The sequence below is a fragment of the Glycomyces sp. NPDC048151 genome, from assembly GCF_043202775.1.
Lineage (GTDB): Bacteria > Actinomycetota > Actinomycetes > Mycobacteriales > Micromonosporaceae > Glycomyces.
Genome location: NZ_JBIDBB010000005.1, coordinates 1 through 15105, shown reverse-complemented (window position 1 = coordinate 15105; position 15105 = coordinate 1). Strand labels below are relative to the sequence as shown.

The window sequence follows — 15105 nt, the reverse complement described above, 5'->3', positions numbered from 1 at the left end:
CGATGAGCCGAACTGAAGCCGGTCAGCGGGCGGCTGCGCCCGGCGCCATCGAAGTGCGCGGCGCCCGGGTCCACAATCTCAAGGGCGTCGACGTGTCGATCCCGCTGGGGGAACTCGTCGCGATCGCGGGCGTGTCCGGCTCGGGCAAGTCCTCACTGGCGCTCGGGGTCCTCTACGCCGAGGGCTCACGCCGGTACCTCGAGGCCCTGTCGACCTACACGCGCAGGCGGCTGACGCAGGCGGCCCACGCGGCCGTCGACAGCGTCGAACACGTCCCTGCCGCGCTCGCCCTGCGCCAGCGCCCGCCCGTCCCGGGCGTGCGGAGCACGTTCGGCACCGCCACCGAGCTGCTCAACAGCCTGCGCCTGATCTATTCGCGACTGGGCCACCACCAGTGCCCGAACGGGCACCGCCTGGAGCCGACGCTCGACGTAGCGCTCGACCTGCCGCTGACATGCCCGGAGTGCGGGGCGGTCTTCGGCCCGCCCGGCGCGGAGTCGTTCGCGTTCAACTCGGACGGCGCGTGCCCGCGGTGCGAGGGCACCGGTATCGTCCGCGAGGTCGACGATGCCGCGCTCGTGCCCGACCCGACGCTGAGCATCGAGCAGGGCGCCGTCGAACCGTGGAAGATGTTCGGCCTCGTCGTCATGCCCAAGGTCGCCTCCGAGCTCGGCGTGCGAACCGACGTGCCGTTCAAGGAGCTGTCGAAGAAGGAACGCGAGATCGTCTTCGACGGGCCGGAGACGAAACGGCTGATCCTCTATCCGTCGCGCAACGGGAAGCTGTTCGAGCTCAACGCGTCCTACCGCAACGCCCGGCAGGCGGTGCGCGAGGCGTTGAAGAACGCCACCACGGCGAAGGGGTTGGACCGGATCGACCGGTACCTCAGCGTCCAGACCTGCCCCGACTGCGAGGGCACCCGGCTCAGCGCGCTCGCCCGTTCGTCGCTCGTGGACGGCATCACGCTGGCCGAGGCCACCGCGAAGACCCTCGACGAGATCTGCGGCTGGGTGCCCGCGATCGCGAGCACGGTCCCGGAGCCGATGCGGCCGATGGCCGAGACGATCGCGTCGCAGATGCTCGGGACGGCGCAGCGCCTGGTCGAACTCGGACTCGGCTACCTGACGCTCGACCGCGCCAGCTCGACGCTCTCGACCGGGGAACGCCAGCGCGTCGCCCTGTCCCGCGCGGTCCGCAACCGCACCACCGGGGTCCTGTACGTGCTCGACGAGCCGTCGATCGGCCTGCATCCGTCCAACGTGGATGGATTGCTCAACGTGGTCCGGAGCCTCCTCGCGGACGGGAACTCGGTCATCGTCGTCGACCACGACGTGCAGGTGCTGCGCGAGGCCGACCACCTCATCGAGATCGGTCCCGGCTCGGGCCGCGAAGGCGGCACCGTGGTCGCCACCGGGAGCGCGCGCGACCTGGACCGGAACCCCGACTCGCTCATCGGGGGCTCCATCAGCGGGCGCGAACGCGTGCGCGGCCGCCAGCGCGCGAAGGCCCGCGACGTGTTCGACCTGGGCCGCATCCGCATCGAGACCGGTCCGCTGCACACCGTCCACGCCCTCGAACTCGACGTACCCCGCGGGAGGCTCACCGCGGTGACCGGTGCGTCCGGCTCGGGCAAGACCACACTGGTGCTGGAGAGCCTGGTCCCGGCGCTGCGCGCCCACGCGGCCGGTGAACCGCTGCCAGAGCACGTGAAGTCCGTCGACCCGGCCGGGATCAAGCGGGTCAACCTGGTCGACGCGTCTCCGATCGGCGTCAACGTGCGTTCCACGGTCGCCACCTACAGCGGGGTCCTCGACGACCTGCGCCGCGCCTACGCCGCGACCGACGACGCGAAGCGGTTGGGGCTCAAGGCGGGCGACTTCTCCTACAACACCGGGTCCCTGCGCTGCCCGACGTGCGACGGCACCGGGCAGATCGTCCTCGACGTGCAGTTCCTGCCCGATGTGGACATCGTCTGCACCGACTGCGGCGGCACCCGCTACGCGCCCGAGGCGGACCCGGTCCGCCGGGCGCCCCGCCACTCGGAGACGGACGAGGGCCTGACGCTCCCGGAGCTGCTCGCGCTCACGGTCGAGCAGGCGCTCAACCACACGGCGGACCTCAAGAAGGTGCGTTCCCGGCTGCAGACCCTCGCGGACCTGGGCTTGGGCTACCTCACCCTCGGCGAGGCGACTCCGGCGCTCTCGGGCGGCGAGGCCCAGCGCCTCAAGCTCGCCGCCGACCTTGACCGGGACCAGAGCGACGCGGTGTTCGTACTCGACGAGCCCACGGTGGGCCTGCACCCGCGCGATGTCGAAGTGCTGCTCGAAGTCCTGCAGCGCCTTGTCGACAACGGGGCCACAGTCCTGGTCATCGAGCACGACCTCGATGTCATCGCCAACGCCGACCATGTGGTCGACCTCGGGCCCGGCGGCGGCGCCGCGGGCGGCCGGATCGTCGCGACCGGCACTCCCGAGCGCATCGCGCGTACAAAGTCCAGCGTCACCGGCCGCTACCTCGCCGGGCACCTCGACACGCCTCCGCCACAAGGAGGCTCGCGATGAGCGCCCTCTCCGGGCCGCGCCTCCAGCAGGCCGCGCGCGAGGCCGCCGAAGCCCAGCCGGGCGTCTCCCGCAGCCGTCCCTTCGTCGACAAGCTCGACGTCTTCAAGGTCGCGGGCAAGGTGTTCCTGATCGTCACCGACGATCCGGCCGAACCCGTCATCACGGTCAAGTGCGATCCGGAACGCGGCCGGGCACTCCAGCTGCGGTACGAGTCGGTCACGCCCGGCCGCTACCTCGACAAGACCCACTGGACCACCGCGGGCCCGGGACCGGGCGTCACCAGGAAGCTGGTGCGGGACCTCGTCACCGACTCATACGACCTGGTGACCGAAGCACTCCCCCGCCGCCTGCGGCCCGACCCGCGCCCTGGCTCCTAGTACCGCTGCGGCGCTTGGCGTCCCAGCTCCGAGTCGGGCCGGGCGGCCCACCGACTGCCGGATGGACACCAGGGGACGACCGGCTTCACCGGTCGCCCCGCGTTCAGCGTCGGTGGGTCAGACCCATTCGGGCAGTTGGGCGTAGCGGGCGCCGAAGCCGCCGGTCGGCAGGATCTCCTTGATCTCTCTGAGGTCGGTTTCGGTGAGCGTCACATCGGCGGCGGCGGTGTTCTCCTCGACGCGTGCCCGGCTGCGCGAGCCCGGGATCGGGACGATGTAGTCCTTCCGGTGCAGGATCCACGCGAGCGCGAGCTGCGGCACGGTGACGCCTTTGGCCGCGGCGAGCGCGCCGAGCCGGTCGACCGCCTCGACGTTCCGCTCGAAGTTCCCGGTCTGCCAGCGCGGGTCGACGCGCCGCATGTCGGTCTCGTCGTATTCGGCGGCGGGTTTGGCGGTGCCGGTGATGAAGCCGCGGCCGAGCGGCGAGTAGGCGACGAAGCCGATCCCCAGTTCTTCGAGGACCGGGAACAGCTGCTCGACGTCGCGTTCGAACAGCGAGTACTCGGTCTGGAGGACCGAGACGGGCTGGACGGCGTGGGCGCGGCGGATGGTCTCGGGTCCGGCCTCGGAGAGGCCGAAGTACTTGACCTTCCCAGCGTCGATGAGTGCCTTGACCGTGCCGGCGACCTCTTCGATGGGGACGTTCGGGTCGACGCGGTGCTGGTAGAAGACGTCGAGGTGGTCGACGCCGAGGTAGCGGAGGCTGTTGTCGGCGACCTTGCGGATGTTCTCGGGCCGGGAGTCGAGTCCGAACCGCCCTTCAGCGGCGCCGGAGAGCTCGAAGCCGAACTTGGTGGCGATGGTGACCTCGTCGCGGAAGTCCTTGACGGCCTCGCCGAGGAGCTGCTCGTTGGAGCCGGTGCCCCAGCCGTAGAGCTCGGCGGTGTCGAAGAAGTCGACGCCCAGTTCATGGGCGCGGCGGACGGTCGCGCGGCCTTCGGCCTCGTCGCCGGGGCCGTAGGCCATGGTCAAGCCCATGGCGCCATAGCCGATCGCGGAGACGGTGAGTCCTTGGGTGCCGAGCGTGCGGTGCTGCATGACAGATTCCTTTCCTCAAACCAAACGGTTCGGTTTGAACCATACTCCGGGAATCTCCACTCGTCAAACCGAACGGTTCGGGCAGGTAAGCTGGACCGATGCCGCCCAAGACCAGCCCTGAAGCCACCCGCGACCGCATCCTGGCGGCCGCGAGGTCCGAGTTCGCGCGCTACGGCATCGCGGGCGCCCGGATCGACCGCATCGCGAAGGACGCGAGGACCAGCAAGGAGCGCGTCTACGCGTACTTCACCAGCAAGGAAGCGCTGTACCGGCACGTCACCGGACAGGAGCTGACCGCGATCGTCGAGGCGACCGCCATGGACCCGGCCGACCTGCCCGGCTATGCGGGTCGCCTCCACGACTACTACGCCGCGCACCCCGAGCGGTACCGGCTCGTGCAGTGGGGCCGCCTCGAACTCGACCCCGACAACACCGACCCCGGCGTCGAGGACCCGATCAGAGCGACCATGGCGGGCAAGCTCGAACGGCTCCGACAGGCGCAGCGTGACGGCATGCTCGACCGCTCCTGGGATCCGATCGACATCCTGGTGCTGCTCAACCAGATCGCCTCGGCGTGGGCCGGCCAGGCCGCCCTCGCGCCCGACGACCCCGACGCGTTCGACGCGTTCATGCGCGACCGCCGCGCCGCGGTCGTCGCCGCCGTCGCAAGACTCTTCCCCGCCCCGAGCTAACGCTGAAGTCGGACTATGTCCAGCTTCAAGGAGCGTCAGAGGTCGAGCGGCCATCCTTCTGGACCACTGGCTTGGAGTTGTACGACCTCGTCGCCCGGCCTCGCCTCGGCAGCGATGACGAGCGCGTCCGGTCCGATCTCGATCTCTGTGTCGCCGTGTACCAACGACAAGGTCATTCCTCCGTCGTTGATGGTCGCCGCCTGTTCCTGCGTGAGGGGCTCAGTGTGGAACTCGGCCCCCTGGTTCGGATCACCGGAGCGGAACTGGACTCGCCCGTCGATCGGGTGTTCGCCGTCCAGGTGAAGCGTGCCGGCGTCAAGGTGCGCGTAGTCGCTGAGCATGGTGCTGATCGTATGGCGAGGTGAGCGGCAGCGCTGCAAAACCGTGGACGAGGTTTACGGCGCAACCGGACCCCCCGTCGAGAGTTCCCCTCCGCGTAACTCAGTGATCCATGGAATTCATTGATGCGATAACCGCATCAATGAATTCCATGGGAGTGGCATCCGCATCGCCGAGCTCGCGCGCCACCGGGCGACTCCCACAGCCACCCGATCATGCAGTGCGCCTGAGCGGTGCGGAGCTCAGTGGAAGGTGACGTAGCCGTTGCCGTCGGCGTCATCGCGCGCCGGGTTGTAGGAGTGGGAGTCCGCGCCCGCGCCCGAGGGCTTGTAGAGATAGATGGAATCGCCGGTGTTGTTCCAGATGAAGTTGCAGTTGTCCCGGTAGACGACGTTGTTCCCGTCCGAATCGTTGCCGTTGCCGCCGCGGAGCCGGACGTAGTCGCCGGGCTGGAGGTAGTGGTCGGCGGTGAACTTGAAGCTGTTGCCGACAGCGTCCTTCACCAGGTAGCCCTTGAGGTTGACCGTCGCAGTCTTGGAGAAGTTCGTGATGGTCAGGTACTCCTGGGCGGTGTTCCCGCCCACGCAGCGGTTGTCGTCGCGGCCAGGCGCGTTGTACTGGACCCCGCGGATCTTGAGGGCCGACGAGTATTCCGTGGCGGAGGCAGGGGTTGCCGTGGCAACGAGGGTGGCGACGGCAAGGCCGACGACCATAAGCGTCTTCTTAAGCACCAGAATGTCCTCATTGTTCTGAAGTCGAGGGGAGGCTCGAATCGCATCTTGAGTGCATGTTCGAGCAGCTGAGGGTAAATGTTAGCGCTTCTCGGACTTCCTGTGGGGACGCGTGCCAAGCCCTCTGCCAGCGCCTGAAGACCGCGAACGCGACAAGATCCGACAGCAACTCGACGACACCGATACGACCGACATTGCCGCAGCCCAACAGCGAACCAGCGCCTTGCTCGAACTCCTCGGACAACCTCAGAAGCTCTTCAGCCGCCTGCCAGACGACCTGCGGAAGGTGTTCCTCAGTCTCTTCTTCGACAGGCTGTACTCGACGCGGACGAAACCGGCGCCCCAGAGGTCCGGCGGTCCAAGGGCTCCCCGCACACGATTGCGTTGACCGAACTCGTGAACGAAAGCCGAACCACGGGCGACTTGACGGGAGATACACAAGAACCCCGGTCACCTGTTAAAGGTGACCGAGGTTCGAGTAGACCATCTCTGGTCGGGCTGACAGGACTTGAACCTGCGACCCCTTGACCCCCAGCGCTATTCGAACTCTTCTACCAGCGATAATACGCCCATCGAACACCCGCCCACACCTTGCCTGACCAGGCAATTCGCCAACCAATATCAACCTGCTCATGTCCAGGATCATGGCCACCAGATCCATTATGGATTTACTGGCCTTGGCGTTCTGGATCCTGTGATGTTACCTACTTTCTTGGTGACCTCGGCTCCACACCGCTCAGACGCCGTCATATGCCCGGCACTAACCCACTACCGGCCTTCGGGCGATTCCTGCGCCGAATCTCCAGTCCCCCAGCGATGCCGCCGCACTGACACTCCATCGCCTCAGGCACCTCACACCAACCGCGAACGCACTTGTATTGCCACTCAAGAACTTCTACCTACCAGTCGGTAACTCGCCCCTCAAGACTCATTGGACGCCAGCGCTTCCCTCACCCCGATTTTTCGAGTTGGGCTCGGCCGCTGCGGGATCTGGCAGGGCGCGAAGGATCCTACGCAAGGCGATGGGGGCCATGAGTCGGCGAAGTCCAAATCTGAACGTTATCGCCCGCTCGAGGACGACGATCGCGGTCTCCGGTGACCCGACGCCGATGTCTCCCAGGACCATCTTCTCCGGAGTGTCCGCAGGGCCTGCGCGCCACGCTTTGCTGCAGGCCGGGCCTGCGGCCGACCGCACTGCATGGAGGCATCTGACGTAGATCAAGCCAGCTACCTTGTGCTCGGCGGTCACCCACGCGCGCGATTCTGCGAGCTGCTCTTGGAGCCGGTGTCCGGTCTCAGCCAGGTTCGTGAGCGTGGACGGCTCATCGTTGACTCGGCGGCGGATGCGGTAGGGATATTCAGCCCAGGAGACGAGGCTCTTGACTGCTTGGGCGTACCTGCTTCGGCGGGTCTCGGCGTTGGCCCGCAGGTTGGTCATGATCGCACCTATGAGGGCGGCGAGTAGGCCTGAGCCGATGATCGCCAGAAGGATTGACATCACCGGCGAGGGCGACGCCTGTCCGGTGTCGGTCACTGACGGGTCCATCGGTCTCTCTCCTGGTGCATGCGGTCGGTGCGAATCGGATGGGCGGTGGCCCTGTCACCGTGCGGGGCGTCTTCACAGGGCCAGGCGCCGGTTCGACGCCACCGCTCTTCGAACCACAGGTGTTTGTGTACCAGTGTGATCAACGGCTCGAGGCCGTCCTCGGGCAGCCATCGGAGAGCGGGGTCGTCGCGGCGGTATTGCAGGCAGAGGTCCCCGGTCGTGTTGCGATGCGCCCATGCGCGGTCTTCCCCTGAGCGGGGATAGGCGAGTGCTGTCCGCGCGTCGGGAAGGAGTACCAGTCGGAGCGCCTCGACCGGGTAGCCGGCTTTCTTCAGCCCGGGCGGTGGTTCGAGTGTCAATTCGAGGACGGCGGATCCGAGGCTGCCGGTGTGGCCACTGGCGGCGGCCACGCCCCAGTTCTGGCGGGATTCCCTCAGATGTCTTGCGGCACCGGCCGGATCCTCGATGACTGCGGCTAGCGGGTACGCCATGAGCGCGCCGGTCGGTTCGGCTGGGCGCCGTAAACGGAAGTCACCACGCGGCCAGTGGACGAGATGCTGCCGCCCGGTGCGGCGGCGAAGACCTCGTCCTCGGTCTGGGGCTCCGGTTCGGGGAAGGGGTCGCCGAGGAGGGCGTGCCAAATCTCGATAGCAGCGGCGTAGTTGTTGTCACCCGCGAGGTTGATCGCCTCACGGGCCTGCGTCGCGACGGCGCTGAACGCCGCGGCATAGGCGCGGCGGTCGTCGTCGGTCCAGTCCGTCGAGAGGTCGTCGACCCCGGTCGGGTCGTTCACGGGCTGGAGCACGGCCGCCGCGGCGTACTCGAAGGTGTCGGCGAGGGCCTCGGCGTGGGACGCCTTGCGGGCGACGGCCTGGTAGCAGAATGACTCGATCGCGAGGCTGCTGATGCTGCTGATCGCGGAGTTGTTGTCCTTGAAGGTCTTGGCCATGCGGACCTGCCGGACGAAGGCCCCCTTGGTGTCCAGATTCCGCTCGGTGATGAGGTTTCGGAGGGCACGTGTGTTGGACCACTCCCATTCGTCGGTCTTCCGGTTGCCGATAAACACCTCGGTCCCGTCCAGGTCCTCGAACGCCGGGACCAGGTCGAACGTGAAGCGGCAGTCCGCGAACGTGACTTGCAAGGCCTTCGGCGGAGCCTTCTCCACGTCGAACTCGGCGTCGGGCCACGTCTCGCGGATCGCGGCTTCGATTGCGGCCATCGCGGCAGCAGGGCCGCCCATCCCCGCCCCGAACCACTGGTCCCGGTAGGACTCGTGGAGGACGATGACCATGTCGACGTCCTTGAGGGGCTTGCGCATCGTCTTGCGGGCGAAGCTGCCCTGGAGGAACGTCGTGGCGATGAGCCCCGCCGCGGCGAGGACCTCGGTGACCTCGCTGTGGCGTTCCTGGGCTTCCTTACGCTCCTCTGGGTCGAGGTTGAGTTCGTCGTTGAAGGCGTCGAATGCCTGCTTCACTGTCTGTGCGGCCATGTGGTCGCTCCTTCGCTCCGACCTGGTACGGCATTGGGCGCGCGGTCGGCTGCGGGTCCCCGTCCGAAGAGCACAGAGTCGCGCCCTTCACCCTGGACAGACGACGTATCTCCAGCACCCACAAGCATCAGGGGCAAGATTTCAGTGACAGTCGACACATTCGTTGCTGTCGCCCAGGTACATGCGGAGCGGTAGGAGGAGGTTGCAGGAAGAGCATCTCCGCTCGACGGTCTTCGGGCTGCACCCGCATCGCCCGCAGTGCGGGCAGGAGGGTTGCCCACAGTGCTCGCAGGGCCGCTCGTACGCGACGAATTCCGCATCGCAGCCCGGGGTCGAGCAGACCCAGGAAGCGCCTCGGGTCGCCGGCTGCCGCGACGGGAGGGAGAAGGACTCCCAGGGCGCGGAGTCGGTGACCGCGATCAGCAGCAGGTATCCATCCATCGGGGCGATCTGCGCGTAGAGCTCCTCGCCTTCGATGCCGTCCCGATAGCGGAGCCGAGTGCGGCCCTTCGCCCGGCCGCCCCGTCGGAGGGCGTCTCGAATGGTCGGGACACCGGATTGATCACTGGCTCGACGCAGCGGCGGCAGACCCTTGCTGGAGGAGAAAGAGATTCGCCCGTCCGTTCCGAGCAGCACCACATGGCCGGGTGCGGGCAGTGCCTGCGCGGCACGGACACACACGGCGGCGCGCGAGGCGCTGGCAGATGCTTTCCAGAGGTCGACGACCGCGGGTGCCGTCGGCCCCGGTGCCCCCAAGTGGGCGGCGACCCGGTCGTCCGGAAGCAGTATCTTCGCTGCGAAGAGGTCGCACGCGGCCTCCTCGAGCATTACACCCTGGTCGGGCAGCCCTTCGAGTCGATCGCCGAGGCCGTCATCGGTCCGCTGAAGGTGGTGACCGAACTCGTGCAGGGCTGTGAACGCCCGTCGGCCAGCACTCGCAGCGGCCGCGATCCTTAGGCGTGGGGGATCGTATTCTTCGAGGTACATGCCGGCAACGCTGCATCTGTCGGCTTCAGGGGTTCCGGCTTCGCCGAGTTCGCTGACCACCAGGACGACGACATCGTGGTCAGCCGAAAGCACCTCGATGGGATCAATCGACAATGCTGCGAAGCTCTCCGGGTGCAGGCGCCGGTACCCCGCGACCATGTCGTCTGCCTGTTGTCGAACGACTTCGCGAGGAGGGATCATCGTTACTCCAGATTCGCCTGAAAATACTGTTCGATTCGCTCGTCCCAGGCGAAGTCGCCTGACTGGCCGGTCTGCCGGTATGCCAAGCCAGCGACTGCAAACCCGGACCGCACCCACGCGGACACCTCGTCGATGCCCTGTTGAACGGCCAGCAGCCGAACCTTTGCACGCCACTTCGGACGGCTGATCGCCTGCACCAGCGCCGGAGGGGGAGCGGGATTGGCGTCCATCAGCTCATCTGCACTCAGCTCCCATCGCCGTGCGAGCAAAGATGCCTGGCTCGCGCTGATTGGACGTTGTCCCCGGGTAATACCGAGTGCCGCTTGGGGGGTGAGCCCCAGCGTCTCTCGTAGGTCCGCTCGCTGGACTCCAGCGGCTTTGAGAATCCTCCAGAGCTCTCCACTGCCGGCCGGCGCCCACGCACTCGTGGCGAAAGTGTCGAAGTTGTCGGCGTGGCGGGCACGCGCCTTGAACACCTGGTTGTTCAGGTTCACCGGATTGCGACCGGTCCTGGCTCCGGTGTGCAGGGCCTTCTGCGGCCATGCGGGATCTTTCAGGTCGTATGAGATCTCGCCGATCGCGCGGTCGAGCACGTGCATCGGGACCTCGCGCTGCAAAGGGATCCACACCGCCAAGGGCGTTCCCAGCGAACTCTGGTCCGGGGCGAGCATGAGGGATTCAGCGTCCACGTCCGGCGGGGCGATGTCGACCGGCAGCACCTTCACGGTCCCTTCGGAGACGCGGACGATCGCCGCGAGTTCGACCGTGTCGTGCCATCGCAGCCGCCAGACCTGGTTCGGCCGGGGTTCTCCGGGGTCACCGGAAAGGGAATCCCGCAGGCTCTCCGGGATGCGTACCGATCCGGCCAGGCGAGCGAGGCGGTCGGCGGCCGATTCATCTGGTCCCATCATTGATTCCCTACCGTGTTGGCAAACGCGTCCATCAGTCATCCTGCACTGACGACGTAACCCGGGTGCACAGGTCGAGCAGCCGCTCGAGCACTGCACCATAGTCCTCGTCGTCATGGGTGGCCAGCGCCAGCCGCTGCTTGAGCGCCCTCGCCAGCGCCACCGATTCGGCGGACCCCAGTTGGGTGGCCGCCGCCCACCGGCTCGGGTCGTGGAGCACCGGCACGAGGGCGCGTTCCTTGGGGGAAAGTGCGGCGAACAGGTCGTTGGCGTGTACCACCGCCCAGGTCCCCTCTGCCGGTTCGTCGCTTGGGGTCGACTCGTCGTCGCGCTCGACCAGTGGCGGTGGTTCGAGTGGGTCGTTGAGGAGGACGAAGCGGGCTTGCAGAAGCTTGGTCAGATCTTGTGTGCGGACGGCGCCGCGTGCTTCGCGGAGGATCGACTCCACGACGGTCAGCACTGCGTGTGCTGAGTCCTTGGATGTGGGTCCCGCCGTGTTCCAGGTGAGCACCTCAACGCCGCGGACGCTAAACGCAGCATCCTCGAGTTGTTCGAGGTCTCCTTGCCAGATCGCTCCTTCGAACTCCGTCAGGCACCACAGGTCGTTCGAGACATTGACGAATCGCTCGTCGTTCTTGAGGAGCGTCTCGTCGAGGCGGCGCCGGACCTTGCCGCGAGAGGTCCCCTTCGCCTCGTCTTTGAGGAAGTTCTCGATGCTCCGCAGCAGAAGGCGCTCGAACGCACCGGCGTCGGTCGCCTTGGCGAGGCAGATGACAACGAACGGGTGGGACTCGCCGGGATAGTCCTTGTGCTCGCGTGCGAACATGCGGCCGAGCAGCTCATCGATGGCCTCGCCATCGGACCAGCGCATCCCGTCGGGCGCGGGGAACGGACACCGGGGCGAGCGGGTGTACTGGCGGGCCAGCGCGCGGAGGAGTTCGATCGTGGCGCTGCCTGGAGCGCCTTGAACGCGGAGTTCTTCGATCGCCGCTTGGGAAAGTCCGGGCGTGATCATCCTCGTCGACCTCCTTTCCGTTCAGGCCGTGAGGAGTCAATGGGGAGATCGACTCTATACCAGGCTGGACCTGTTGACGGACTTCATTCTCCGTGGCATTGCGGCTAAAGTGGTGGAATCAAACCCAGAATCGCCTGTTCGTTCAATGGAGATGGCCGGTTCGGCTTACCCCGATGGGGTGACACTGAGGTTGTTTTCAATCTCCGTCAATCTGCTTGCAGTGCACTATGTTTGATGGCCGTGCTGGCCCTCGATGGCAGACACGAAGGTGGGCCCCCTGATCAATCTGCGGATACTGAACCTCGGGTTGGATCGGTAACATGCTTACGTGACAGCTCAGAGAAGACCATCGGATGCCGTCTTCGCTGCCTTCGGCTGCAGGGGGACGAGACCGGAGAGGCTCGATGGCGGCCGTGGGCTGACGTGGCGGTCCGGGCCCGTGGTGGTGCGCCCGACCGGTGATGGGGACGAAGCGAACTGGCGGGCGGGAGTGCTTGAGCGTCTGGTGCACACCGACCGGTTCCGGACTCCGCGTCCGATCCGCGCCGCATCCGGTCGGTGGGTCGAAGACGGATGGGAGGGGTGGCAGTGGGTCCCTGGTAAGGCCGATGAGTCACGCATCCTGGACGTGGTCAAGGCTGGAACCGCGTTCCATCACGCCATTGCCGCACTGCCTCGTCCGGCGTTCATCGACACCGCAGACGACCCTTGGGCCTGTGCCGATCGCATCGCTTGGGGAGAGGCTCCTCTGCCTGCCGACGCGCTGCTCGAACGCCTCGCGGCCGCGTTCCGACCGGTGGAGTCGCCATCGCAGCTCATCCACGGCGACTTGCTCGGCAACGTCCTTTTCACCGAGGGCGAGCCGCCGATGATCATCGATTGGGCACCGTACTGGCGACCGGCCGGCCTCGGTGCCGCCATCGCGGCAGTGGATGCCGTGTGCTGGCATGGCACCCCGATCGAGCTGCTGCCCGAGATAGGGCGAGGCATTGACGAGTGGGACCAGCTACTGGTGCGCGCCTTGGCCTTCCGCATTGTCACGCTCCACCTCCGTAACGCGTGGAACGCGTCGCTGATGGATCGTCATGCATCGATCGTGGACGCGGCGCTCCGGCTCGTTCAGCAACGCTGACACTCGCTTGCCGTGATCAGTTGGAGTCACGGCTTTCACGAGATAAGCACACTTGGAACTCTTGTTTGATGTCGGCGATGCCGAGGACGGCGAGCGGGGCGGTGTAGGGGCGGTTGCCGATGCGGTCTCTGGACGCGGTGACGCCCTTGCCGCCCAAGCGTTTGAGGATCGCGATCGCGGCGGCCCGGAGGCTGGCGAGGTTCGCGACCCGGTTCCCGGCGGTCGCACTCGACCGGTCCTCGCCGAACACGACGTCCTTCGTCCAATGCCACGACTCCACGCCCCAATGAGCCCGGATCGCCGCAGCGAACCAGGCCGGCCGCAGACACCGCGCGTCGCGGCTGGTCAGGTAGAACATGACGTGATGGGTCACCTCGCCGGTGGCCTCGTCACGGGTCCACCACCGGATGCGCGCGATCTGCGCCAGGCCGGGGAACGGCAACCGGACACCGCCCCCTGCGGTCAGGATCTTCACCGTGCGTGTCTCGGTACGCCCGTGACCGGACTCGCGGGACTCGCAGGCGTTGTCGACCTCGTGCCACGGCAGTGCCTTCGCCAAAGCGTGGAGGATCGGCTGGTTGCCCTTCAGCGCCAGGCAGTAGTCGGCCCCGGCCTCCAGCACCGCCTTCGCGGTCTCTTCATTGCAGTGCAACGCGTCCGCGCTGACCAGCGCACCTTCGGCATCGAGCCGCTCGCACAAAGCACGGAGCGCGGCGATCTCGTCGCCGTCGTCGACCAGGATCTGGTCGGCCTGGCGACCGCCATCGGCCAGGGCACCTACCAGGATCAGCTTCGAGCCGTCCCCGGTGACGCGCCCCGCGGTCACCGGGCGCTTCCCATCGATCCGCACCTGCCGCACACCATCCGCGTCCTCGTCTTCAGGCACGATCCGGGCTGCGAAGCGGGCCAGCTCGGCGGCGTCCAGCAGTGACAGCACTTCGATCAGGCGGTTGTAGGAGGGCAGCGACCACCAAGCGGCGCCACCGACTTCGAGGCCGATCCCGCCCAGGGCCCGCACCACCGCGTCCGGCGCATCAGCAGCCCACCGGGCCCACTCGGCCGGCGTGTTCCTCCCGCACAACAGGCCCGCCAAAGCCACCGCGACGAACACCGACAACGGATAGCAGCGGCCTTGCACCCCACGGGGGTCGGTCAGCTCCGCCACGCACTCCTCGAACCGCGCGACACCAAAGCATTCGGCAAGATCCTTACCCGGCAACGACTTCCCCCATCGAACAGCGACACGTTCGAAGCACTCAACGAGGAGAACCCACCCCAAGACACGGCCCCACCAGCACGAACACCGACACGATCACATCTCGTGAAAGCCGTGCAACCTGGCCATGCCAGCATCAGCGCCCTGGTCAAGATCGCCGGGCTCCGCTGGCCGATCGAGTCGACCTTCCAGGACGCGAAAGGCCACTTCGGACTCGACGAGCATCAGATGACCAAATGGATCTCGATCCGCCGCTGGATCATCCTCTGCCTGCTCGCTGCCGCCGCGGTCGCTATCGCTCACCTGACCGCTCGCGAGGTCCAGTGCCACGTGGTTCGACGGCCGCCGGCGAAAGCCTTGCTGATGTAGAGGACCTCCTGTTTCGCCACGCCAACGCGGTTGCTAGACAGGAAGGCCGAATCGGAAGGAGAAGTAGTTGTCGTCCCCCAGGACCCGGAAGTCAGCGTCGGTGGGACCGTCGGCGAACACCGCCCCGAAGGTCAGAGTCTTGTCGGCATAGTAGGGGTGCGCACTAGCAAAGGAGACCGGGCGGATGCCGTTCTCGGTCGATGCGGTACCGGGAACGATACGGATGGTTGGGCTCTCCGAGATCAAGTACCAGTGGCAGCCGGCGAGCGCGGCTGTCAGGTCCTTCCGCGTGAACCAGCGCTGATTGTTGTGCCGCACAGAGAGCTTGAAGCCGAGGGTGCCTGCGAAACCTGTGATGCCCCCGCTTTTCCGGACACTCGTTTTCTTGTTTTTGTAGGATCACACCCCGCCTGGACGGGGTTGTGGTAGAACCTCGTGTTTTGT

The 15105-nt window shown here is 66.8% G+C and carries 17 protein-coding genes; 6 read left to right on the top strand and 11 right to left on the bottom strand.

Annotation, left to right across the window (positions count from 1 at the left end; translation table 11 throughout):
• Positions 1-2: 2 nt before the first annotated feature.
• Positions 3-2561, top strand: a complete 2559-nt coding sequence (locus ACGGCP_RS12840) for an excinuclease ABC subunit UvrA (protein WP_392965156.1) — start codon at positions 3-5, stop codon at positions 2559-2561.
• Complete coding sequence (locus ACGGCP_RS12835; protein ID WP_392965153.1) at positions 2558-2938, top strand: MmcQ/YjbR family DNA-binding protein; 381 nt, start codon at positions 2558-2560, stop codon at positions 2936-2938. Before ACGGCP_RS12840 ends, ACGGCP_RS12835 begins: the two co-directional genes overlap by 4 nt.
• 117 nt (positions 2939-3055) lie before the next feature.
• Here ACGGCP_RS12835 and ACGGCP_RS12830 read toward each other — a convergent pair whose 3' ends face one another.
• Positions 3056-4036: an aldo/keto reductase gene (locus ACGGCP_RS12830; protein WP_392965150.1), complete on the bottom strand. Its 981-nt coding sequence runs from the start codon at positions 4034-4036 to the stop codon at positions 3056-3058.
• Positions 4037-4134: 98 nt separating this feature from the next.
• On the opposite strand from ACGGCP_RS12830, the gene ACGGCP_RS12825 reads away from it, so the two are divergent.
• Positions 4135-4728, top strand: a complete 594-nt coding sequence (locus ACGGCP_RS12825) for a TetR family transcriptional regulator (RefSeq protein ID WP_392965147.1) — start codon at positions 4135-4137, stop codon at positions 4726-4728.
• Positions 4729-4763: 35 nt separating this feature from the next.
• Here the strand turns inward: ACGGCP_RS12825 and ACGGCP_RS12820 are convergent, their stop codons facing one another.
• The 8 genes from ACGGCP_RS12820 to ACGGCP_RS12785 all read right to left on the bottom strand — a co-directional run bounded on the left by ACGGCP_RS12820 (position 4764) and on the right by ACGGCP_RS12785 (position 11944).
• Entirely contained in the window at positions 4764-5069 is a 306-nt protein-coding gene (locus ACGGCP_RS12820) for a hypothetical protein (protein ID WP_392965145.1), read from the bottom strand.
• Positions 5070-5309: 240 nt separating this feature from the next.
• Entirely contained in the window at positions 5310-5780 is a 471-nt protein-coding gene (locus tag ACGGCP_RS12815) for a lamin tail domain-containing protein (protein ID WP_392966294.1), read from the bottom strand.
• Positions 5781-6726: 946 nt separating this feature from the next.
• Positions 6727-7332 carry a hypothetical protein gene (locus ACGGCP_RS12810; protein ID WP_392965143.1) on the bottom strand — a complete coding sequence of 202 codons (606 nt, stop codon included), beginning with the start codon at positions 7330-7332 and terminating at the stop codon, positions 6727-6729.
• A complete protein-coding gene (locus ACGGCP_RS12805; RefSeq protein ID WP_392965141.1) occupies positions 7329-7754 on the bottom strand; it encodes a hypothetical protein in 426 nt (141 codons plus the stop codon). The genes ACGGCP_RS12810 and ACGGCP_RS12805 overlap by 4 nt, the downstream gene beginning before the upstream one ends.
• 65 nt (positions 7755-7819) lie before the next feature.
• A complete protein-coding gene (locus tag ACGGCP_RS12800) occupies positions 7820-8833 on the bottom strand; it encodes a nucleotidyltransferase (RefSeq protein WP_392965138.1) in 1014 nt (337 codons plus the stop codon).
• A 141-nt stretch (positions 8834-8974) separates the two neighbouring features.
• The gene (locus tag ACGGCP_RS12795) at positions 8975-10021 is read right to left on the bottom strand and encodes an ImmA/IrrE family metallo-endopeptidase (protein WP_392965137.1); all 1047 of its coding nucleotides are present in this window, start codon (positions 10019-10021) and stop codon (positions 8975-8977) included.
• Between the two features lie 2 nt (positions 10022-10023).
• Entirely contained in the window at positions 10024-10929 is a 906-nt protein-coding gene (locus tag ACGGCP_RS12790) for a hypothetical protein (RefSeq protein WP_392965134.1), read from the bottom strand.
• Positions 10930-10963: 34 nt separating this feature from the next.
• The gene (locus ACGGCP_RS12785; RefSeq protein WP_392965131.1) at positions 10964-11944 is read right to left on the bottom strand and encodes a hypothetical protein; all 981 of its coding nucleotides are present in this window, start codon (positions 11942-11944) and stop codon (positions 10964-10966) included.
• Between ACGGCP_RS12785 and ACGGCP_RS12780 the strand changes: the two genes are divergently transcribed.
• On the top strand, positions 11937-12179 hold the full coding sequence (locus ACGGCP_RS12780) for a hypothetical protein (protein ID WP_392965129.1): 243 nt from the start codon (positions 11937-11939) through the stop codon (positions 12177-12179). The two genes, ACGGCP_RS12785 and ACGGCP_RS12780, sit on opposite strands and share 8 nt — an antisense overlap.
• A 93-nt stretch (positions 12180-12272) precedes the next feature.
• Complete coding sequence (locus ACGGCP_RS12775) at positions 12273-13076, top strand: phosphotransferase (protein WP_392965126.1); 804 nt, start codon at positions 12273-12275, stop codon at positions 13074-13076.
• Between the two features lie 16 nt (positions 13077-13092).
• Here ACGGCP_RS12775 and ACGGCP_RS12770 read toward each other — a convergent pair whose 3' ends face one another.
• Positions 13093-14241 carry an ISAs1 family transposase gene (locus ACGGCP_RS12770; protein ID WP_392965125.1) on the bottom strand — a complete coding sequence of 383 codons (1149 nt, stop codon included), beginning with the start codon at positions 14239-14241 and terminating at the stop codon, positions 13093-13095.
• A gap of 156 nt (positions 14242-14397) precedes the next feature.
• On the opposite strand from ACGGCP_RS12770, the gene ACGGCP_RS12765 reads away from it, so the two are divergent.
• Positions 14398-14661 carry a transposase gene (locus tag ACGGCP_RS12765; RefSeq protein ID WP_392965122.1) on the top strand — a complete coding sequence of 88 codons (264 nt, stop codon included), beginning with the start codon at positions 14398-14400 and terminating at the stop codon, positions 14659-14661.
• A gap of 33 nt (positions 14662-14694) precedes the next feature.
• Here the strand turns inward: ACGGCP_RS12765 and ACGGCP_RS12760 are convergent, their stop codons facing one another.
• On the bottom strand, positions 14695-14979 hold the full coding sequence (locus ACGGCP_RS12760) for a hypothetical protein (RefSeq protein ID WP_392965119.1): 285 nt from the start codon (positions 14977-14979) through the stop codon (positions 14695-14697).
• Positions 14980-15105: the final 126 nt, after the last annotated feature.